The 21,991-nt window shown below is 70.3% G+C and carries 15 protein-coding genes, 1 tRNA gene and 1 pseudogene; 12 read left to right on the forward strand and 5 right to left on the reverse strand.

The features are described 5' to 3' along the window. The first annotated feature begins 6 nt into the window (after positions 1-6). The 3 genes from eboE (at position 7) to ACH4RG_RS18075 (ending at position 3,747) form a co-directional block, all read left to right on the forward strand. Positions 7-1,182, forward strand: coding sequence for a metabolite traffic protein EboE (eboE, locus tag ACH4RG_RS18065; RefSeq protein WP_397927033.1), 1,176 nt, complete (start codon positions 7-9; stop codon positions 1,180-1,182). After that, positions 1,179-2,597, forward strand: a complete 1,419-nt coding sequence (locus tag ACH4RG_RS18070; RefSeq protein WP_397927035.1) for a nucleotide pyrophosphatase/phosphodiesterase family protein — start codon at positions 1,179-1,181, stop codon at positions 2,595-2,597. Before eboE ends, ACH4RG_RS18070 begins: the two co-directional genes overlap by 4 nt. Positions 2,598-2,664: 67 nt before the next feature. Next, positions 2,665-3,747: a sugar phosphate isomerase/epimerase family protein gene (locus ACH4RG_RS18075; protein ID WP_398539810.1), complete on the forward strand. Its 1,083-nt coding sequence runs from the start codon at positions 2,665-2,667 to the stop codon at positions 3,745-3,747. A 65-nt stretch (positions 3,748-3,812) separates the two neighbouring features. Here the strand turns inward: ACH4RG_RS18075 and ACH4RG_RS18080 are convergent. Then, positions 3,813-5,122: pseudogene (locus ACH4RG_RS18080) on the reverse strand (DUF2254 domain-containing protein). 163 nt (positions 5,123-5,285) lie between these two features. Here ACH4RG_RS18080 and ACH4RG_RS18085 point away from each other — a divergent pair. Both ACH4RG_RS18085 and ACH4RG_RS18090 read left to right on the forward strand, forming a co-directional pair. Then, positions 5,286-5,373: transfer RNA gene (locus ACH4RG_RS18085), tRNA-Leu, on the forward strand. A 352-nt stretch (positions 5,374-5,725) separates the two neighbouring features. Next, on the forward strand, positions 5,726-6,559 hold the full coding sequence (locus tag ACH4RG_RS18090) for a DUF429 domain-containing protein (RefSeq protein ID WP_397917362.1): 834 nt from the start codon (positions 5,726-5,728) through the stop codon (positions 6,557-6,559). Positions 6,560-6,630: 71 nt separating this feature from the next. Here ACH4RG_RS18090 and ACH4RG_RS18095 read toward each other — a convergent pair whose 3' ends face one another. The 4 genes from ACH4RG_RS18095 to ACH4RG_RS18110 all read right to left on the reverse strand — a co-directional run bounded on the left by ACH4RG_RS18095 (position 6,631) and on the right by ACH4RG_RS18110 (position 13,857). Further along, positions 6,631-9,285: a hypothetical protein gene (locus tag ACH4RG_RS18095; protein ID WP_398539811.1), complete on the reverse strand. Its 2,655-nt coding sequence runs from the start codon at positions 9,283-9,285 to the stop codon at positions 6,631-6,633. Then, positions 9,282-10,823: a hypothetical protein gene (locus tag ACH4RG_RS18100; protein ID WP_398539812.1), complete on the reverse strand. Its 1,542-nt coding sequence runs from the start codon at positions 10,821-10,823 to the stop codon at positions 9,282-9,284. The genes ACH4RG_RS18095 and ACH4RG_RS18100 overlap by 4 nt, the downstream gene beginning before the upstream one ends. Positions 10,824-11,204: 381 nt before the next feature. Then, on the reverse strand, positions 11,205-12,287 hold the full coding sequence (locus ACH4RG_RS18105; protein WP_397917366.1) for a glycerophosphodiester phosphodiesterase family protein: 1,083 nt from the start codon (positions 12,285-12,287) through the stop codon (positions 11,205-11,207). 238 nt (positions 12,288-12,525) lie between these two features. Beyond that, complete coding sequence (locus ACH4RG_RS18110; RefSeq protein ID WP_397917368.1) at positions 12,526-13,857, reverse strand: cytochrome P450; 1,332 nt, start codon at positions 13,855-13,857, stop codon at positions 12,526-12,528. 614 nt (positions 13,858-14,471) lie between these two features. On the opposite strand from ACH4RG_RS18110, the gene ACH4RG_RS18115 reads away from it, so the two are divergent. From ACH4RG_RS18115 to ACH4RG_RS18145, 7 genes are all read left to right on the forward strand, one after another. Beyond that, positions 14,472-15,017, forward strand: a complete 546-nt coding sequence (locus tag ACH4RG_RS18115) for a DUF6351 family protein (protein ID WP_397917369.1) — start codon at positions 14,472-14,474, stop codon at positions 15,015-15,017. 350 nt (positions 15,018-15,367) lie between these two features. Then, positions 15,368-16,384: a LacI family DNA-binding transcriptional regulator gene (locus tag ACH4RG_RS18120; RefSeq protein WP_398539813.1), complete on the forward strand. Its 1,017-nt coding sequence runs from the start codon at positions 15,368-15,370 to the stop codon at positions 16,382-16,384. After that, the gene (locus ACH4RG_RS18125) at positions 16,381-17,991 is read left to right on the forward strand and encodes a sugar ABC transporter ATP-binding protein (RefSeq protein ID WP_397927052.1); all 1,611 of its coding nucleotides are present in this window, start codon (positions 16,381-16,383) and stop codon (positions 17,989-17,991) included. Before ACH4RG_RS18120 ends, ACH4RG_RS18125 begins: the two co-directional genes overlap by 4 nt. Then, positions 17,981-19,939: a substrate-binding domain-containing protein gene (locus ACH4RG_RS18130; protein WP_397917372.1), complete on the forward strand. Its 1,959-nt coding sequence runs from the start codon at positions 17,981-17,983 to the stop codon at positions 19,937-19,939. Before ACH4RG_RS18125 ends, ACH4RG_RS18130 begins: the two co-directional genes overlap by 11 nt. A 224-nt stretch (positions 19,940-20,163) precedes the next feature. Further along, the gene (locus tag ACH4RG_RS18135; RefSeq protein WP_398163177.1) at positions 20,164-21,093 is read left to right on the forward strand and encodes a ribokinase; all 930 of its coding nucleotides are present in this window, start codon (positions 20,164-20,166) and stop codon (positions 21,091-21,093) included. After that, positions 21,090-21,479, forward strand: coding sequence for a D-ribose pyranase (gene rbsD, locus ACH4RG_RS18140; protein WP_397917375.1), 390 nt, complete (start codon positions 21,090-21,092; stop codon positions 21,477-21,479). Before ACH4RG_RS18135 ends, rbsD begins: the two co-directional genes overlap by 4 nt. Positions 21,480-21,568: 89 nt before the next feature. Continuing rightward, a complete protein-coding gene (locus ACH4RG_RS18145) occupies positions 21,569-21,979 on the forward strand; it encodes a hypothetical protein (RefSeq protein ID WP_397927056.1) in 411 nt (136 codons plus the stop codon). Positions 21,980-21,991: the final 12 nt, after the last annotated feature.

Consider the following 21,991-nt stretch of genomic DNA (forward strand, 5'->3'; position numbering starts at 1 on the left):
GCGGCCATGCGCTTCCGCCACCCCGACGGCTCGACCGTCCACCTGGCGTACTGCACCAACGTCCACCCCGCCGAGACCCTGGACGGCGTCCGCGCCCAGCTCCGCGACCACTGCGAACCCGTCCGCCGCCGACTCGGCCGGGACCGGCTCGGCATCGGCCTCTGGCTCGCCCGCGACGCGGCCCGCGCCCTGATCAACGACCCCGCCGAACTCCGCGCCCTGCGCGCCGAACTCGACAGCCGCGGCCTCGAAGTGGTCACCCTCAACGGCTTCCCCTACGAAGGGTTCGGCGCCGACGAGGTCAAGTACCGCGTCTACCGGCCGGACTGGACCGAACCGGAGCGTCTGGCCCACACCACCGACCTCGCCCGCCTCCTGGCCGCCCTCCTCCCGGACGACGCCACCGAAGGCACCATCTCCACCCTGCCGCTCGCCTGGCGCACCCCCTACGACGGCGACCCCGAGGCGGCCCGCACCGCACGCTCCGCCCTCACCACACTCGCCCAGCGCCTCGACGCCCTGGCCGAGATGACCGGCAAGTCCATCCGCGTCGGCCTGGAACCGGAACCGGGCTGCACGGTCGAGACCACCGCCGACGCCATCGCCCCGCTCACCGACGTGGCCCACGACCGTATCGGGATCTGCGTCGACACCTGCCACCTCGCCACCTCCTTCGAGGACCCCGGCACCGCACTCGACGCCCTGGCCGCCGCCGGCATCCGCGTCGTCAAGTCCCAGCTCTCCGCCGCCCTGCACGCCGACCACCCCCACCTGCCCGAGGTCCGCAGCGCGCTCGCCGCGTTCGCCGAACCCCGCTTCCTGCACCAGACCCGCACCAGCACCGCCGCCGGACTGCGCGGCACCGACGACCTGGACGAAGCCGTCACCGGCCGGGCGCTCCCGGACAGCACCCCCTGGCGCGCCCACTTCCACGTACCGCTCCACGCACCCCCGGCGCCCCCGCTGACCTCGACGCTGCCCGTGCTCCGCGACACGCTCGCCCGGCTCGTCGGCGGGCCCGTGCCCCTGACCCGGCACCTGGAGGTGGAGACGTACACCTGGCAGGCGCTGCCCGCCGAACTGCGCCCCCGCACCCGCACCCAGCTCGCCGACGGCATCGCCGCCGAACTCACCCTCGCCCGCGACCTCCTGGTCGACCTCGGCCTCAAGGAACTGCCATGAGCGCTCCCGAACCCGGCACGGAAACCGCACCGGAGACCGGCGGTCCCACCCCCCTCCTGGTCCTCGACGTCGTCGGCCTCACCCCGCAGCTCCTGGCCCACATGCCGAACCTCCGGGCCATGGGGGAGCGGGGCGCGAAGGCACCGCTCTCCACCGTCCTGCCGGCCGTCACCTGCGCCGCCCAGTCGACCTTCCTCACCGGAACGATGCCCGCCGAACACGGCATCGTCGCCAACGGCTGGTACTTCCGCGAGCTCGGCGACGTCCTGCTCTGGCGCCAGCACAACGGGCTCGTCGAGGGCGACAAGCTGTGGGACGCGGCCCGCCGCGCCCACCCCGGTTACACCGTCGCCAACATCTGCTGGTGGTACGCCATGGGCGCCGACACCGACTGGACGGTCACCCCGCGCCCCGTCTACTACGCCGACGGCCGCAAGGAACCCGACTGCTACACCAGGCCCCCCGCCCTGCACGACGAACTCACCGAAAAGCTCGGCACCTTCCCCCTCTTCCACTTCTGGGGCCCCGGCGCCGACCTCGTCTCCTCCCAGTGGATCATCGACGCCACCCGCCACATCATCGCCACCCGCACCCCCGACCTCGCCCTCTGCTACCTGCCCCACCTCGACTACGACCTCCAGCGCCACGGCCCCGACGACCCGCGCTCCCACCGGGCCGCCGCCGACCTCGACCGGGCCATCGCCCCGCTCCTGGCCGACGCCCGTGCCGAGGGGCGTACCGTCGTCGCGCTCTCCGAATACGGCATCACCCGCGTCGACCGCCCCGTCGACATCAACCGGGCCCTGCGCCGGGCGGGACTTCTGGAGGTCCACACCCAGGACGGCATGGAATACCTGGACCCGATGGCCTCCCGGGCCTTCGCCGTCGCCGACCACCAGCTCGCCCACGTCTACGTACGCCGCCCCGAGGACCTGGAAGCGACCCGGGCGGCCCTCGCGGACCTTCCCGGCATCGAGCAACTCCTCGACGACCAGGGCAAGAAGGCGCACCACCTGGACCACCCCCGCTCCGGCGAACTGGTCGCCGTCGCGGAGAAGGACGCCTGGTTCACGTACTACTACTGGCTCGACGACGCCCGCGCCCCCGACTTCGCCCAGCTCGTCGAGATCCACCGCAAACCCGGCTACGACCCCGTCGAGCTCTTCATGGACCCCCAGGACCCCTACGTCCGGGTCAAGGCCGTCTCGGCGGTCGCCCGCAAGAAGCTCGGCATGCGCTACCGCATGGCGGTCGTCCCCCTGGACCCCTCACCTATTCGCGGCAGCCACGGCCGCCTCCCCGAGAGCGACGACGAAGGTCCGCTCATCCTCTGCTCCACCCCCCACGCTCTCACCGACCGGGTCAGGGCCACCGAAGTGAAGTCCCTGCTCCTCCAACTTGCCGGACTGCACTGACATTCCCCGTCACGCGCCCGGCACCGCACCACTCACCCCGTCAGGCCAGCAAGGGAGACACCCGAACATGAGCCGCACCTCCAAGGACACCGAACTCGCCCGCAGACTGAGCCGCCGCAACATCCTCGGTGTCGCCGCCGGAGCCACCGCCGCCACCATCATCGGCACGGCGAGCGCCCAGGCCGACAGCCGCGACCGAGGCCAGGGACACGGCAACGGCCACGGCCATGACCACGGGCACGGGCACGGCAAGGGCAAGCCCGTCCTGCCGCCCGGCCGCCTCGGCATCCAGCTCTACAGCCTCCGCGACCAGATCTCCACGCTGGGCTTCGCGCCGGTCTTCGCCGAACTGGAGAAGTACGGCTACGACGAGATCGAACTCGCGGGCTACACCCAGGGCTCGGCCGGTCCCATCACCCTGGCCCAGCTCAAGCGGCTGGCCCGGGACCACGGCCTCAACCCGATCGGCAGCCACGTCGGCTACTACGACGACAACAACCCCGGCGCGTACACCTTCGCCCAGAACCTGGAGAAGGTCCTCGACGACGCCCAGGCGCTCGGCCTCAAGCACATCGGCACGGCCTCGGGCCCGTTCCGCTACGGCTCCACGGTCGACGGCTGGAAGCGGGCGGCCGAGGAGTTCAACACCTACGGGGCGGCCGCCCGCAGGCGCGGCATGAAGTTCTACCAGCACAACCACGCCGAGGAGTTCTCCTTCGCGACCGACAAGCCGAACGTGCGCCTCTACGACGTCCTGCTCGCCGAGACCGACCCGGACCTCGTCTACCTGGAGCTGGACATCTACTGGGCCTACTGCGCCCAGTTCCGCTTCAGCAAGCGCGTGGACGGCAGCCCTGCCCCGCTCGACCCGCTGAAGTACGTCCTGAAGCACCCGGACCGCTACCCGCTCTTCCACGTCAAGGACGGGGTCCGCGACGAGACGACCCGCGACGGCTACCGCATGTCGGACGTGGGCGACGGGGACATCGACTACAGGACGTTCCTGTCCGAGGTCACCCAGCGCACCCACCGCGGCCGGACCTACCACCACTGGCAGGCGGAGCACGACAACCCGGTCGAGTCGCTCGCGTTCGCCCGCAAGTCGAGCGAGCACCTGCACTCCCTGCGCGAGGGCCGCTGCGCCGACTGATGCGTGAAGGCCGGGCCGCCGAGTTCCTCCGGCGGCCCGGTCGCACCGCTCACCACGGCCCGGCCCTACCCGATGCCCTGCCGGTCGGGCAGCAGGGCGAACTCCCGGTCGGCGGCCACCGCCACCGTGCGCTCCACGGTCTGGACGAGCAGCGCACGATGCCTGACCAGCGACTTCTTCCGCTGCTCGGGGACGAGCAGCAGCAGGTCGTCCAGCCCCGCCATGAGCCGGCGCGTCACCTGGGGACTGCCAACGACACACCACCGGATCTCCTCGAAGGCGAGGTCGACCAGGTCGTCCCACTCCGGACCGTCCTGCACCAGTCGTACCCGCCCGTCCCGGTCCCGGTGGTGGACGGGACGGCGCCGAGCGGCAGGTGCGCCACGGCCGCGAGGAACTGCACGATCCGGTCCAGGCACTGCACGGCGGTGGTCGGATCGTTCACGGACGTCGACAGGGCCCGCAGCGCGATGTCCGCGAGCTGTCGCAGCCCGAACGCCAGATCCTGGTGCAGAGTCCGCTCCACCGAGACGGAGACCGCGTACCGCAGCCGGCGCGGCGGCGGCACGGACCCGCCGTGGACGGCGAGCACCGGCGTCCCCGGCACCACGAAGTCCCCGACGCGGGGAATGAGCCGCAGCACGACGTCCTGCCGCCGCGCGGCCCGGACCAGCCGCGCCGTGTTCACGTCCCGCAGCACCCCGGCCCGCCCCTCGTGCAGCACCCGCGCGGTCTCCGGCCCCGGCTCGTCATCGCCCCGCGGCCCCCTCGGCATCCGGCCCAGCACCCGGAACGAGTCGCGCGCGATCCTGTCCACGACCGGCCCCACCTGCATCAGCCGCAGCGTCGCGCTCACGTAGACGACGAAGAGCAGCAGGCTCAGCCCGAGCATCACCAGGATGAGCAGGCTCTGCACCAACGGGACCGAGACCACCCGGCGCGGATCGCTCTCGCTCTCGTACGAGGAGAGCACCAGCAGTGAGAAGAGGAACGTCGCCAGGAACACCGTCAGCGTGAGCTTGCTGATCCGGCTCCTGACGAAGATCCGCACCACCCGGGGCGTCAGCTGGCCGCTCGCCATCTGCACCGCCACCAGCGAGATGCTGAACACGACGCCGATGAAGGTCATCATCGCCGAGCTGATCGTGGTGACGATCGTCTTCGCGTCCTGGGAGAACGCCATCAGCTCGCCCAGCTCCTCGTACGCCTCCTCCCGCTGGAGCAGCGTGACGATCGCGTCGTCCAGTTCGGTGGCGATCAACCACAGCACGAACACGCAGACGAACCCCATGATCGGGGCGGACCAGAACGTGTCGCGCAGATGCTCGCGCAGAGGGGACAGCGGGCGGGGCCGGCGGTAGCCGCGATCACTCATGGACGCGAAGGTAGCCCCGGAACCTCCGAGGACCGGGGAGGCCGAGCTCCCACCGGCACGCGCACCGCACTGACCACCGGATATGCAGGTGAAGGGCGCGCCGAACCCCTGGTATTGTTTTCCATGTCGCCGCGGGGAACACACCGCGAACGACAGACACCTTGTCCGGGTGGCGGAATGGCAGACGCGCTAGCTTGAGGTGCTAGTGCCCTTTATCGGGCGTGGGGGTTCAAGTCCCCCCTCGGACACCAGTACCAGGGGGACGTTCACGAGATCGTCCCGAAGCGTTCACGAATTACCGGTTCGAGTCATGTGACTCACCGGTATTTCGTCGTTCCTGGGGCCTTCGGGTCTCGTGATCGGCTCGGTGAGGGGTGAGCGGTGGCGGTCCAGGTACTGCGCCTCCCACCTGCGGAAACAGGACATGCCTGCGCGACGGCTGGTAGCCGTGACGCAGGGGTCCGGGTTTTCGGCTCGCGGGTGCCACCGCTCAACAGCGGTGCGCGTTGCAAACCGTCACGCTTGTTCTCACGTGGCGCTGCCGATCGGCGGAGAAGGGGACCCGGCCACGCCCAGTGGCCGGTTCTTTGGTAGTACCGACGCATGGGTATTGAGCGGTTCATCGGTATCGACCTCGCATGGGCGCAGGGCGGAGCCCGTACCAGGCCCAACGAGACCGGCGTAGCCGCCATCGACGGTCGCGGCGTGGTGATCGACTGCGGCTGGACCTTCGGGCTCGAAGAGACGATGGCATGGCTTGCCAAGACAGTCGCTGGCGGATCGGCCCTGGCCTTTGTCGATGCCCCGCTGGTCGTTGACAATCCGACTGGCCAGCGGCCCTGCGAGCGGGAAGTCGGTCAGCGGTACGGCCGGTGGAAGGTGAGCGCGAACAGCACCAACCAGAGCTCTCCCCGCCGGGGCGGAGTGATGCTGCGAGAGTTGCTGCAGGAGTCCGGCTGGGCCTACGACGACGGTAGGGGCGGACCGCCGACGGGCGGGCTGGTCGTCTCCGAGTGCTATCCCTATACGACCTTGGTCGGCGCGTCCGAGTTGGGCTACGACCAGGAACGCCCCACCTACAAGCGCCGGCCGGCGCGAGTGCCGACGGCGCAGTGGCGAGCGGTCCGGGCGGAGGAGTGCGACAAGCTCATCGCGCGTATGGCGGGTCTGGCCACCGCCGATCCGCCCCTCCTGCTCCCCTCCCACCTGCTGTCCCGTCGGCTGATCGAGGAGCCCTCACCTCAGCTCGCAGCCGACTACAAGCATCGGGAAGACCTCATCGACGCGCTGCTCTGTGCGTGGACGGCCGCGCTGTGGTCCCGGCACGGACTGGCGCGCTGCCAAGTCCTGGGAGCGGACAGCCTCGTACCCCTCGGATCTGCTCCCACCATCATCGCGCCGGCCCGCCTCGAGCAGATGTGTGGCGGGGCGAGCTGAGCCGAAGGGAGACAGCCGTTCACCGGGGCGGCGCGCATGGTGCTCGATCCCTGATGGGTGCCCTTCTCTCTTCACGTTCCCTCTGCGAACAACCGCCGGATCAACTCCGGATAGAGCAGGCCCACTTCGGCCAGAATCTTCCTCAAGGCCTCGGGTGCGCCCGCTGGGAGTGGGGCCGGGGCGCCGATGCGGCCGGGCACCGCGGAAAGGTCGCCACCGCTGAACCGTGATTCCGGTGTGCCCGGGGGACGCACATCGTAGGTGCGCCAGACGCGCGCCGGGGGATTCAGGAGGACCAGGTGGGGGGCCGCCCATGCGACGAACGCCCAGCGGTTCCTGCTCCGGGCCCGGACGAGCACGCCGCTCGGGTGGTGCCGCCCGAGTCGGTCGGCGGCTCGGGACACGACGGGGACCGGGTTGCCGAAGGAGCCTGTGATCTCCCAGAGTCCGTCCTCGTACGAGGCCTCCCAGCCCGCCGCGGAGAGCTCCTCGACAACCTCCGCGTGGGGGTCGTCCTCCTGAGCCCGGGCAATGAGCCGTTCGACCTCGCTCCAGGGCGCGACGCGGGCGAGCGCCTGCTCCGGCAGGATCATCAGATCCTCCACCTGAGCGGGCTCGGCGCGCGCGACCATGTCCTTACTGCTTTGCCACGCGCGGGCGGCCAGCACATCGTGCTCACCGCCTCCGGTAAAGGTGGCGTCCTGGCTGAGGAGCGTCATCACCACGGCCGCGACCGCGTCCAGCCGCCGCCGGGTCTCGGGTGGAGCCTGCTGGTCCGCCTCGCCAGGTCTGTCATGGGAACCGAGTGCCTCAAGAAGACCGCTGAGGCCGTCGCGCCAGCTCTGGTCGTTCTCGGCCCAGACACCTGCGGCCAGGAGTCGGACATACAGGTTCGCTACGACCAGCCGTACCGGTACTGGCGCTGCGGGCGATTCGCCAGAGGCGGCGAGCGCCTCCACCCAGCGTCGGATCCAGGTGCGGCAGCGGACCCGCTGGTCGGGCGGAATGTGGGGAGCAACAGCCACGCTCGCGGTGAGAGGCTCCTCGTCCTCTGCTCCGTCCTCAGACGCCATTTCGTCCTCTGCGGCCCCGCCGGTGACCGCCGACACGACCCACCGTGACGACGGTGCCTGCGGCAGGCCGAACTGCAACGGACCGAACGCCAGATCGGTCAGCGGTGCCCCGATCATCCGACGGCAGTCCGCGACGTAAGCATCCCAGCGGTCGACCCCGCTCGAGGCGACCGAGCTTGCCCCGGCACCGGTCGCCGGGCTCACCCGAGGCGCGGACGTTCCGGCGGTGAGTTCGCGCAGGCGCAGCAGATCGGTCTCGAAGCGGCGTGCGGCACGTTCGTCGGCGAACAGCACCTGCGCCGTGTAGTCATATCGCAGGCGGGGCCCGCTGTCGGCTCCGTCGCGGCGTGCGCAGTGCACAGGGCTGTAGACGAAGACAACGGGCGACTCGACGGCGCTGCCGTCCGGCTGGACACAGGTGGCGCGAATCGCAGCGCCCGGGACCTCGGGCTGCGGGAAGGAACAGGCCAATGCCCCTGGAGGGATGGAGCCGATCTCCGTCCACGAGCCTGGCGAACCGTCGGGAGACGTGCTGATCGCAACGGGTGTCGGCCGGCCACGGGCCAGGGAGACATGTAGGCCCTCACTGTCCGTTTTCGCCCCGAGAAGGACGAGTGCTTGACAGTTGGAGGTGAAAGGCCGGATGGTGCGGCCCACCAGGCTTGCGAGCGGAGCGATGCGCCCTTCTTCGGGGAGCAGCGGCATTGTGTCGGCGGCGAGTACGGCGAGCTCGCAGTTGCCGCCGTCCCTGGTACTGGTAGACAGCGCGGCGCGGGTGAGGTTGGGGCTCCCGGTGAGCGCGTAGCGTCGGCCGCCGGTCTGCCATTCGACGAATTTGCCGTGGCGCATCCGCGTCTCATCGAGGAGTCGGATCTGCGAGGAGGAGCCACTGAGGGCCTCCTTGATCGTTTCGGCGTCGTAACTCGACCAGCGAGGCTGGATGCCGAGGGTGACACGTCGTGGTACCAAGCGGTGGACGAGCGCGCTCAAGGCATGGCCGGCCTCGTCGATGAACGGGGCGTACGCGTGCAGTTCATCAACAGGGCCGAACGGTAGTTGGTCCAAAAGGCTTTGACGGAGATTGTGCAGCAGCCGGGGACCGGCTTCCGGTCCAGCAGGAGCATGGACATGCCGTTCGGTCAGGAGAGCGGCCAGTTCTGCGAGGTGACGTGCCGACCAGGGTGCCAGGTTCACGGCAGAGGGCAGTTCGTCCAACCAGTCGGCGAGGTCGGCCAGTAGCGCGTGCGATTCGTCTTCCTCGGCTTCCACCACGGTCCACAGTTCGTCGTTGGCACCCCAACCGGACAGTGTCGGGTTACCCGAGCCCACTGCCAGTCGGCAGGCGTGTTCGCCGACCAGAAGCACGACCTTGGGGTGGAAGGCGCCACGACAGGTGGCCAGGCCGTGCAGATAGCTGCGGCCGGCCATGCGCACGTCGACCGGATCGTGGAGCCCTTGGGCTGCGTCACCGATCACCGCGATGCGGGCGCCCAGGCCACGTGCGACGGGTATGGCGACCTTCTCCAGGAAGGGAAGATCGACCGTGAATCCCACGAAAAGTGCTTCGTGCAGTGCTTGCCGATCGTTACGTTCGGCCCATTCGCGCAACAGCGTGACGGGGGAGGCGAACCGGGTGTGCCGTACCGCGCTCACCGGTCCGTCTCCAGGATCCGCCGGCCGCTCTCTGTGACGGTGTAACAGTCGTCTTGAACGGCGAAGAGCCCCAGCTGCTCCGCAAGGAATCCCAATTGGGGGATACGTGTGCCGATGTCGGAGTCTCCTTCGTCACCCGTCTTGAAGTACCGCTCGTTGCGAAGATGCAGTCGGGAGAAGATCTTCAGCCCGCCCGTCGTCGGGTCGGTGCGCAGCTTCGCGAGGGCGACTCTGCGGGACTGGGCAAGCATGTCGTCGACCAGCCGGGAAGCCAGATCGCGCACCGGCCGGTCGATGTAGTCGTTGATGAGCCCGTCGATCCAAGTCGGGTCGAGGAACTCGGCCGAGCGCCGTTGCCGGCCCAGGAAGACGGCACGTACGTCGTCGGGCAGATGCCCTTCCCGGGACCGCAGCGCACCCACGATCAGGAGTCGCACATTCGTCATCGGGGCGTCGCCGCCCTGTACCAGGAGCCCCCCTTCGACCGGCATCAACTGGCCGGTCGCGTTCTTGAGTGGGGGCAGGTCGCTCAGCATCCTCCGCACATCCCCATCCGGGGACTGTTGTGCCAGCCAGTCGCGCAATTCCTCGGCCGACCGGTCGGCTGCGCCGTCCTTGGACCCGATATCGGAGACCAGCGCTGACCACAGCCGACGCCAGGCGCCGACGGAATAGTGACGCAGCAGCGTTCCCCGCCACCCCGCTGTCTCAGGAATCGCCGCTAGGACCGGATCAGTGGTCATCTCCTCGCCGAAGGCCACGGCGGAGCGCAGAGTCTCCTGATACCCGTGGCCGTCATGGCCGCGGAGATCGATCGCCCGGGCGAGGACACGGAGGGTTGCGCGCCGGGTGCGGTCGGACGCCTCCCAATCCTCCGGTACGTGGGCTCCTCCGGCACCGGTGGCGGTCAACACCTCCGTCAGCCACTCCTGCTCGGCCGGACAGGGGACGTCGAGAGCGGCCTGCCCCGCCGTCTCCAGGTCCTCGAAGGACACGACTTCTCGCGCCGCAAGAGAGAGCAGCGGGGCGAAGAGCTCCTTGACGGCGGCAGGACACGCGTGCCGTCCGGGCCTGAGTGCTCCCTCCTGGACATCCACCGTGCCGAGCACCATGGCGGGCCCGCCGTACTGATCCCAAAAACCCCAGCGGCGGGGCGAGTACGACTGGTTCAGCTGCTCCTCGTCGGCAGCTCGCGCGAGTTCCAATTCCTCTGCGCAGAAACGCCGTACCCGATCGACCCCATGAGCGGACCATGTCGCGTGGATCTCCGCCTGATGCTGCTGGAGCGCCGCCAGCAGCACCTCGCCTCGGCGGACCAATCGGCGGCACGCGGTGAATTCCAAGGCGTTCTGTTCGGCATGCGCCGCGATCGCCGCATACATCGAGTGGTAACGGACATACCGGGTCACCGTGGACACTCCGGGAACCAACCGGTCCACTGCCCGCATGACCGGGCCTTCCACCGCCAGGGGATACCGCCCCGACCGCACACCCAATCCGTCGAGTGCCCATGCCGGCCCACGGATATCCGCTGTCACTTGCCACCCCTTGTCGGCTGCCGGAGCGTTGCATCAGCAGCAGTCACCTGACCCTGCCTCAGGGTAAATGCTGATGCCGGACGGGAGAGCAGTACCGGCGACTGGATTCTGGAGTTGCCGGGACGCGCCCGATCCCGCCTCAAGACCGTCCGATACTTGGCTTTCGGTAACGCCCGGGTCCAGAGCGGCGCTGGCGCAGGCGACCGATGGACCTATCCCACGGGCAAGCGATGAAAGACAGCGCAGCGACGGGCTCCGCCATGCCGTCCGCATCGACGCGCACGTGCTCAGCCTCGCTCCAGCTCACGCCGCCCGTGCGAGCTATGGGTGCCCGCGGTTCGCTTCCGCCGTCACTGCGCGTCGTAACGTCCGGGCTCGTCCTCAGCGGGGCTCGTAAGCCTTCGGCAGATGCATACCGCGGTCGGTCATGATCCGGCGGACCCGGTTCGGGTAGTCGGAGATGATGCCGTCGATGCCCATGTCCATGAGCGCTGCGATGGTGGCCGGGTCGTTGCAGGTCCACGGGATGACTTTCAAGCCCCGCGCGTGAGCCTTGGTGATCATGGCCTTGTCGGGGTAGAAGCGGAAACCGGGGTCGCCGATCTTCCCGTTCTGCGGGAAGCCGTAGTTGGGTGACAGTGCCGTGACGCCCTCGATGGAAGCAGCCGCGTCCACGAAGTCGCCGCCGAAGTCGTCGACGTCGATGCCACCGAGCCACGGGGAGGCACCGGGCTTTCCCACCTGGAGGAAGTCGTAGTTGGTCAGGGCCACCAGCGGCCAGCGGGGAGCGAGCCGGTGCATCGCCCGCAGAGAACCCCAGTCGAAGGACTGGATCGTCACCTGCTTCGCCACCCCCGAGCGCTTGATCTCCTCGAACACGCGGCGGACGAACAGCTCGCGCGGTGCGGTTTCCCCAGGCGCACCGGCCTCGACCTTGGTCTCCACGTTGAGGGTGACCTTGTGGGCCTTGTAGCGCTTGACGAGGTGCAGGACGTCCCTGAGCTCGACCATCCGGAAGTCCTTGACGACCTCCTGGTCCGGGTGTCCGGGGAGCTGCTGGAATCCGCAGTCCAGGGTCTTGACCTGCCTCAGCGTGAGGTCCTTGATGAGCTTGCCGACATAGGGGTACAGGGCGTCGCCCGGCGTGACCGGTGCGGTGTCACGGCACTTCTGGGCGCTCACCTTGCGGTCGTGGGTGACGACGACCTTGGAGTCCTTGGTGAGCTGGGTATCCAGTTCCAGGGTGCTGACACCGAGGTGCAGCGCCTTGCCGAAGCCCTCCAGGGACCCTTCCGTCGTCATGCCGAGCCCACCCCGGTGCGCCTGCAGGTCGAAGTGCTTCTTCTGGTGCGACGCCTTCTCGGGGCTGTCGGCGGTTGCCGCGCGGGCGGTGACCGGAGCGGTGACCGGCGCGGCGAGCAACGGCGCCAGCACCAGGCTCAGCAGAACACGACGCAGGGACATCAGAAGCCTCTCTTCAGTCGTTCTACACTTCCGCCCGAGAAGGTAGGCGAGGGAGCGAACGCGACAGCCATCCGACTCCGACCCGGACGTGAACAGTGGCCTGCCAATCCAAGTCGGTACGACCGGCGCCGCGGTCAGAGGCGTCGACGGTATGAAGAGGCTTGTTGAGCGGGCGGGAGCCAGTGCATCCGGTGTCCGACCGGGTTGCGGGTGCGGGTGCGGGCGGGGCGCTGGTTCATCACGGGTGGAGGCGGACGGGCAGTCTGGCCAGTTTCCAGGAGTTGGGGGTCGCTTCACGGACCAGTTCGTCCGGGGTGACGGCCAGAGCGAGACCGGGGAAGCGGTCCCACAGCGCGGTCCAGGCGACTTGGGCCTCCAGGAGGGCGAGGTGGTCGCCGATGCAGCGGTGGGGGCCGTGGCCGAAGCCGACGTGCGGGGAGCTGTGGCGGGTGATGTCGAGGCGATCGGGATCGAGGTGGGCACGGGGGTCGCGGTCGGCGGCGGCCAGGACCGGCAGGACCGCCTCGCCTCGACGGATCGGGCACTGCCTCAGGCGGAGGTCTTCCGTTGCGTAGCGGGGCAGGGCGCGGGGGCTGGGGCCGCTCCAGCGCATGAGTTCGTTGGCGGCGGCGGGTGCCAGGGTGGGGTCGTCGCGCAGCAGGGCGAGCTGGCCGGGGTGGGTGAGCAGGGCGGCGATGCCGTTGGCGATGAAGCCGGCGGTGGTGGTGTGTCCGGCGAAGACGATGTTGAGGATCAGCGCGACGTTCTCGGTAGGGGTGAGAGGGGCGCCGTGGGGGGCGAGCAGGGCGGAGATGAGGTCGTCGCCGGGGCAAGCACGGTGGTGGTCGACGAGCGTGTGCGCGGAGGTGATCAGGGCGTGCAGGGCATCGCCCAGGGCGGTGCCGGTGGTTCCGTCGGTGATCACGCCGCCCCAGGCGGACCAGTTCGGGCGCTCGGATCCGGGGACGCCGACGAGCTCGCAGATGACGGTGAGCGGCAGGGGGTGGGCGAGGTGGGGGATCAGGTCGACGACGCCGTCCGGGTCGGTGTGGGCCGGAAGGGCGTCGAGGAGGGCGTGGGTGATGTCTTCGACGCGGGGGCGCAGGCGGTTGACGCGGCCCGCGGTGAAGGCCCGGACGACCCTGCGGCGCAGGCGGAGATGTTCGGGCCCGTCGGTACCGAACAGGGAGGTGCGCAGGTACTTCGCGTCCTCGGGGCGAGCACCGCGGGCGCACCACAACTGCTCGATGCGGTGGCCGGGTTCGGCACCGGGCACGCGGGCGGGATCGGCGACGAAGCAGGGATCGGACAGCACCCGGCGCACATCGGTGTAACGGGTCGCCACCCACATCGGTTCCACCCCGGGCATCACACCGCGGACCAGCGGCGCCCGTTCGCGCACCGGGGAGAACGCGTGGACCGGATCGCGCATCAGTTGCGGATCAAGCAGGTCGATCGTCTCGGCCGCGACATGCGTGCCGGCATCGGCGTCACGCTCGGGTGCGGCGGCTCTGGCGGCCTCGTCCTGCACGGGAGCCGTGGTCGGTTCGGCGTTGGTCTCTTCCGTCATGGACACACTTTTCCTCGAATATCGCGTCGAGCGTCCCGCGGCCTGAGAACAGGCTGTCCCTTGACTCGGTGCCGTACTGGCGATCACTTCTCGCTGGTGCGGCACCCGCATTCTGACGCCTCCGACGGCGCTGTTCCGAAGCAGTTGCCGTGCGGGCAGCAGGGCGACCGCGTCGACGGCTCGATGGTCTGCTCGATCGCCTCGTCAGTCAGGCGGCCTGGGGCGTCCCCCAGTGGGAGTCAGTCGGCGAGGGCGAACAGCCTCACTGTGCCCGCCCGGCGGACGGGACAACAAGGCAGCTTCGGCCGGGTTACTCCGATCGTGTACATGGCGGACGCCAAACCCTCCCGCTCACTGCGGCCGCGGGGGGGCTGCGCGCGCACGCCGCCCGGCTCACGACCGACCCGGCGGCGGGGGCACGGGGCTACTTCACGGTGCGATCACGAACTCGCCGCAGGCGAACGCACCTGCGCCGGCACTTTCGGTCCCCGGTCCGCAGCGGGCGGATACGGCTTTCCCCACCACCGTGCTGCGGAGCCCGCTGTTCCGGACGGTTTCGTCGGATCTCAGTTCGGCGGAACCGCCGCCGCCGGGAGGCCCATCGGGGTGGAGGTGTGGACCGACCAGCCGTTCAACATCTGTGGACGTATCTGGAGGTCCGTGACGCGGCGAGGGCCGCGTTGCTGGCCCTGGATTACACGGACGACGCGGCGGCCGGCGACATGCGGTTCACCCTCGCCGGGATGCTGTCCGACATGGACCGGTGGCTCACCGGCATCAAGGGAGACCCCGGCGGCGACGCCCCCATCGAGAAGATCGTCCGGCACCGGCCGCAGGGCCTCACGGACGCCTGCTGGACCCGTGGCATCGGCGCGAAGAAGATCGAGGAGCCCCAGGTCGAGGGCATCAACAACACCGAGTGCAACACGCTCTACCCGGTGTGGACGTCGCCGCGGATGGTCGCCGGAGCCGACGTGGCCAACGACATCGTGAAGTGCCGCAAGCGCCCCGTGACCCGCGGCGACTGCCAAGTCCCGGTCACCGACGGCCAGTTCGCGGAGCTACAGGCGATCTTCCCTACGGGTGTCTGCGACTGGTCCCAGCCCGGAGCTGGGCAGCAGGGCCTCGCCGGCACCTGGCTCGACTTCGACCCGACGTGACCCTCTGACACGACACGACACGACACGACACGACACGACACGACACGACACGAAGGGGAGGGCCTGGGCGGGTCTCCCCGACCTACCGTAGGCCCCGACGGGGCTCGGTGGCGCGATGCCGCACCCGGCAACGCCTCTGGCGGCTTCCCTCCCTCCCGCACCGCCCCTCCCGGACCCCAGCCCTCTCCCGTCACGATCCGGTCTCGGACGCGGGAGGGGGGCTTGTTTTTGGTTGTGGAATCGATTCCAATCGTCCGTGTAATCGATTCCATGGCGTCGAGCGACTGGTTCGCCACCGGTCGGCGCAAGAGTTTCGAGGTGTACGGAAACCACAAGGAGGTGGTCCGGACATGGCGGGCATCAAGGATGTCGCGGCCGAGGCGGGTGTGTCCGCCGCCACGGTGTCGCGCGTGCTGAACAGCCATCCGTCCGTCAGCGAAGAGGCGCGTACCCGCGTCCTCGCCGCCGTCGGGGCGCTCGGCTACCGGCCCAACGCGGTCGCCCGCTCACTGCGCACCGCGCAGACCCGCACCCTCGGCCTGGTCATCAGCGATGTGCTCAACCCGTACTTCACCGAGTTGGCCCGCTTCGTCGAGGAGGAGGCCCGCGCGCTCGGCTACAGCGTCATCATCGGCAACGCCGACGAGCGGCCCGAGCTCCAGGACCACCACATCCGCACGCTCATCGACCGCAGGATCGACGGTCTGCTCGTCTCGCCCGCCGACGGGGGCTCCCCACTGATGCGGGACGTCGCCCTGAGCGGCACCCCGATGGTCTTCGTCGACCGCTGGATCCCCGGCATCGACGTACCCGTCGTCCGGGCCGACGGTACAGGGGCGGTCAAGGACCTCGTCGCGCATCTGCACGGCCGCGGTCACCGTCGGCTCGCCATCATCGCCGGGCCCGCTGCCACCACCACCGGCAACGAGCGCGTCGAGGCCTTCCGGGACGCGATGCGCGGGCTCGGGCTCGCCCTGCCCGACGCCTATATCGGCCAGGGCGACTTCCAGGCGGCCAGCGGCCGCCGGGCCACCGAGCGCTTCCTCGCCCTGGCCGAGCCGCCCGAGGTCGTGTTCGCCGCGGACAACCTGATGGCGCTCGGCGCGCTGGACGCGATCCGGGCCCGAGGGCTGCGGGTCCCCGACGACATCGCGCTCGCCGCCTTCGACGACATCCCGTGGTTCGTCCACACGGACCCGCCGATCACCGCCATCGCCCAGCCGACCGCCGACCTCGCGCGGGCCGCCGTGCGCGCGCTGGCCGACCGGATCGAAGGACGGACCCCCCAGTCCGTCACCCTGCCCGCCCGCCTCGTCGTACGCCGCTCGTGCGGCGGGGCCGCACCGAACCAGAGGAGCGACCGGTGACCGCACCGGAGAAGCCACGGGTGACCGCACCGGACGAGTTGCTGCGCATCGAGGGTCTGCGCAAGACCTTCCCCGGCGTGGTGGCCCTCGACAACGTCGACTTCGACCTCCGCAGAGGCGAAGTGCACGTCCTGCTCGGCGAGAACGGCGCAGGGAAGAGCACCCTCATCAAGATGCTCTCCGGCGCCTACCGCCCCGACCGCGGCCGCATCCTGGCCGAAGGCCGTGAGGTCCGCATCGAGGGCGCGCAGGACGCCGAACGGCTCGGGATCGCCACCATCTACCAGGAGTTCAACCTCGTCCCCGACCTCACCGTCGCCGAGAACATCTTCCTGGGCCGCCAGCCGCGCCGCTACGGGCTCGTCGACCACCGCCGGATGCGCGAGGACGCGGCAGAGCTGCTGCGCCGGGTCGGCGTCAACGTGCGACCCGACGCCAAGGTCCGTGAACTGGGCATCGCCCGGCTCCAGATGGTGGAGATCGCCAAGGCGCTCAGCCTGGAGGCCCGCGTCCTGATCATGGACGAGCCGACCGCGGTGCTCACCTCCGAGGAGGTCGACAAGCTCTTCGCGATCGTCCGCCAACTGCGCGAGGACGGCGTCGGGATCGTCTTCATCACCCACCACCTGGAGGAGATCGCCGCACTCGGCGACCGCGTCACCGTCCTCCGCGACGGCCGCAGCATCGACCAGGTCCCCGCGTCGACCCCCGAGGACGAACTCGTCCAGCTCATGGTGGGCCGGAGCATCGAACAGCAGTATCCGCGCGAACGCCCCGACACCGGCGACGCGTTGCTTTCGGTGCGCGGACTCACCCGCCACGGCGTCTTCCACGACGTCAGCTTCGACGTGCACGCGGGCGAGGTCGTCGGCCTCGCCGGACTCGTCGGCGCCGGGCGTACTGAGGTGGCGCGCGCCGTCTTCGGGGCCGACCCCTACGACGCGGGCACCGTCGACGTACGCGGCGAGCGCCTGGTCCGGCACGACGTGCCCGCCGCGATGGGCGCCGGCATCGGACTCGTACCGGAGGACCGCAAGGGCCAGGGCCTGGTCCTCGACGCCTCCGTGCAGGAGAACCTCGGCCTGGTCACCCTGCGCTCCGCGACCCGCTCCGGGCTCGTGGACCTCAAGGGGCAGCGCACGGCCGCCGCCCGCATCGCCCAGCAGCTCGGCGTCCGCATGTCCGGCCTCGGCCAGCACGTGCGCACCCTCTCCGGCGGCAACCAGCAGAAGGTCGTCATCGGGAAGTGGCTGCTGGCCGACACCCGGGTCCTCATCCTCGACGAACCCACCCGGGGCATCGACGTCGGCGCCAAGGTCGAGATCTACCAGCTCATCAACGAGCTGACCGCCTCCGGACACGCCGTCCTGATGATCTCCAGCGATCTGCCGGAGGTCCTCGGCATGAGCGACCGGGTGCTCGTCATGGCCCAGGGCCGGATCGCCGGTGAACTCCCCGCCGACGAGGCCACCCAGGACTCCGTCATGGCCCTCGCCGTCGGCACCCCGGCCGCGGCCCAGGACCCCACCCCCACCCCCACCGACGTACCGACGTCCACCGGACATCCCGCACCGAAGAAGGAAGAGGAGGGCCCCCGTGGCCACTGAGACAGCCAAGAGTGACGCGGGAACGGGCGGCGGAGGCTCCGTGCTACGCCGGGTCCTGCTCGACAACGGCGCGCTCAGCGCCCTGGTCGTCCTGGTGGTGGCGATGTCGCTGCTCTCCGGCGACTTCCTGACCACCCAGAACCTGCTGAACGTCGGCGTCCAGGCGGCCGTCACCGCCATCCTCGCGTTCGGCGTCACCTTCGTCATCGTCTCGGCGGGCATCGACCTGTCCGTCGGTTCGGTGGCGGCCCTGTCCGCGACGGTCCTCGCCTGGTCGGCGACATCGGCCGGCGTGCCGGTCGTGCTGGCCGTGGTCCTCGCGATCGTCACGGGCATCGCCTGTGGCTTCGTGAACGGAGCCCTCGTCTCGTACGGCAAACTCCCGCCGTTCATCGCGACGTTGGCGATGCTCTCGATCGCCCGCGGCCTCTCCCTCGTCATCTCGCAGGGCAGTCCGATCGCCTTCCCCGACTCCGTCTCGGTGCTCGGCGACACCCTCGGCGGGTGGCTCCCCGTACCGGTCCTCGTGATGATCGCGATGGGCCTGGTCACCGCACTGATCCTCGGCCGCACGTTCATCGGCCGCTCGATGTACGCCATCGGCGGCAACGAGGAGGCGGCCCGGCTCTCCGGGCTCCGCGTCAAGCGCCAGAAGATCGTCATCTACGCGCTGTCCGGCCTCTTCGCCGCCGTCGCGGGCATCGTCCTGGCCTCGCGCCTCGTCTCCGCCCAGCCGCAGGCCGCCCAGGGGTACGAACTCGACGCCATCGCCGCGGTCGTCATCGGCGGGGCGAGCCTGGCCGGCGGTGTCGGCAAGGCGTCCGGCACCCTGATCGGCGCGCTCATCCTCGCCGTCCTCCGCAACGGTCTCAACCTCCTCTCCGTGTCGGCGTTCTGGCAGCAGGTCGTCATCGGCGTCGTCATCGCGCTCGCCGTCCTGCTGGACACCCTGCGCCGCAAGGCCGGTTCGGGAGCGGCCTCCTCCGCGGGCACCGCCCCCGGCGCGCCCGGGGCCGGACGCAAGGGAGCGCTCAAACTGGCCGGCGCGGCACTCTGCGTCGCCGTAGTCGTCGGCGCGGTCTCCTTCTTCAACTCCGGCTCGTCCGGCGGCACGACGAAGGTCGGCATGTCGCTCTCCACGCTGAACAACCCCTTCTTCGTGCAGATGAAGGAAGGCGCACAGGCGGAGGCGGAGAAGGCAGGCATCGACCTCACCGTCACCGACGCCCAGAACGACGCCTCCCAGCAGGCCAACCAGCTCCAGAACTTCACCAGTTCCGGCGTCTCCTCGATCATCGTCAACCCGGTGGACTCGGACGCCGTCGGCCCGGGCGTCCGCAGCGCCAACAAGGCGGACATCCCCGTCATCGCCGCCGACCGCGGCGTCAACAAGGCGGAGACCGCGACGCTCGTCGCCTCGGACAACGTGGCGGGCGGCAAGCTCGCCGCCGACGCACTGGCCGACAAGCTCGGCGGCAAGGGCAGCATCGTCATCCTCCAGGGCACGGCGGGTACCTCCGCCAGCCGCGAGCGCGGGGCCGGTTTCACCGAGGGACTCAAGGCGTACCCGGGCATCAAGGTGGTCGCCAAGCAGCCCGCGGACTTCGACCGCACCAAGGGCCTCGACGTCATGACCAACCTCATCCAGTCGCACCCCGGCGTCACCGGCGTCTTCGCCGAGAACGACGAGATGGCGCTCGGCGCGGCCAAGGCGCTCGGCGGCAAGGCCGGGAAGTCCGTCTCGGTCGTCGGCTTCGACGGAACCCCGGACGGGCTGAAGGCGGTCGAGGCCGGCACGCTCTACGCTTCGGTGGCCCAACAGCCCGCCGAACTGGGCAAGATCGCGGTGCGGAACGCCGTGAAGGCCGCGAAGGACGAGAAGGTCGAGAGCACGGTGAAGGTTCCGGTCAAGGTGGTCACCCGGGAGAACGTCGCCGACTTCTCCTGACCGCCGCCCGGCGCGTGAACCGGCCCGACCGCCGCCCGGCGCGTGAACCGGCCCGACCGCCACCCGGCTCGTGAACCAGTCTGTTGGACGCGGCTCGTGAACCGGCCTGTTGAAACAGGCGCGTGAACCAGCCCGTCCGCCAACCGGCTTGTGAACCAGCCCGTCGAACCCCGCTAGTGAACCGGCCTGTTGGCCCCGGACCCGCGAAAGCAGGAAGCACGCACATGCACGACAACGCCCCCGACGACCGGCACCGGTACGACCTGCTGGTCGTCGGGTCGGCCAACGCCGACCTGGTGATCGGCGTCGAGCGCCGCCCCGCGCCCGGCGAGACGGTCCTCGGCTCCGACCTCGCCGTCCACCCCGGCGGCAAGGGCGCCAACCAGTCGCTGGCCGCCGCCCGCCTCGGCGCCAGGACCGCCCTCCTCGCTCGGGTCGGCGACGACGACCACGGACGCCTCCTGCTGGTGAGCCAGCGCGCGGCGGGCGTGGACACGGACGGCGTGCTGGTGGGCGGGGCCCCCACCGGCGTCGCCCTGATCACCGTCGACCCGTCGGGTGACAACAGCATCGTGGTCTCCCCGGGAGCCAACGGCCGCCTCACCCCCGAGGACGTCCGGGCGGCGGCCCCGCTGCTGGCCGCCGCCCGGGTCATTTCCGTACAGCTGGAGATCCCGCTCGACACGGTGGCCGAGACGGTACGCGGCCGGGGGCCGGAGACCCGGCTCGTCCTCAACCCGTCCCCGCCCGCCCCGCTCCCCGAGGAGGTGCTCGCCGCCTGCGATCCGCTGGTGGTCAACGAGCACGAGGCGCGGTACATCCTCGGCGACGGGGCGGGGGAGTCCCCGCACGACTGGGCGCCGGCGCTGCTCGCGCTCGGCCCGCGCTCGGTCGTCATCACCCTCGGCGCGGCCGGGGCCCTGGTGGCGGACAGCCGGACCGAATCCCTGGACCACCTGGTCAGCCCGAAGGTCGATGCCCTCGACACGACCGGTGCCGGAGACGCCTTCACGGCGGCCCTGGCCTGGCGTCTGGGCCGTGGCGACGACCTGCGGGAGGCGGCGGCCTTCGCGGTCAGGGTGGGCGCGGCGGCGGTCACGGCGCGGGGGGCGCAGGAGTCGTTCCCGACGCTGGAGGAGGTCGACGCGCTGTGAAGAAGTCGGGCATCCTCAATCGCCACCTGGCGGGCGCGATCGCCGAACTCGGCCATGGCGACGGCGTCCTGGTCTGCGACGCCGGCATGCCGATCCCACCCGGCCCCCGCGTGATCGACCTGGCCTTCCGCGCCGGGACCCCGTCGTTCGCCGAGGTACTGGACGGCCTGCTCGACGAGCTGGTCGTGGAGGGCGCGACGGCCGCGCAGGAGATCCGTGACGCCAACCCGGAGGCCGCGGCGCTCCTGGACGGGCACTTCCCCTGGCTCGAAGTTGTCCCCCACGACGAGCTCAAGGCGCTCACGGCGGAGGCCCGCCTGGTCGTCCGGACGGGGGAGGCCCGGCCGTACGCGAACGTACTGCTGAGGTGCGGGGTCTTCTTCTGAGCGAGCACTCGCGGTCCGGGCCGATCTGACGGCGGTACGAGAGCGGGCGCGCCCCCGCGTGGGGCGCGTCGTGTGCTAGGCATGTCCGCATGTCTTCTCCAGCCCCTCTGCCACACGTGGACCTCACGGCCACGCAGTGGCGACTCCTGGGCGAGTTGGTCTCCGCAGCCCTCCCCGACCCGTCCCGCAGTGTCGACAGCACGGCCGCCGCGGCGGCGGCGCGCGGCCTCGACCCCGGACTGCTGACGGCCGATGCCGCGCTCCTCACCTGGATGAAGCTGGCCGCACACAGCGGCGAACAGCTGACGGCGACCGACCTCGGGGCCGCCCTCCACTACCGGCGCCTTCAGGAGTTGCTGGAGCTCCGGTTGAGCGAGGTGGTCCGGTACGCGGCAGCCAACGAGCCGGCGGCGCCGCGGTTCGCGCGGAACGTTCGTCGCCTCGCCGAGGGCTCCCTGCCGTTCGCGGACGCCATGAGGGAGTTCCGGCGCACGGTGTGAGCCAGGGGCGGG

Source organism: Streptomyces sp. NPDC021019, from assembly GCF_044333295.1.
GTDB lineage: Bacteria > Actinomycetota > Actinomycetes > Streptomycetales > Streptomycetaceae > Streptomyces.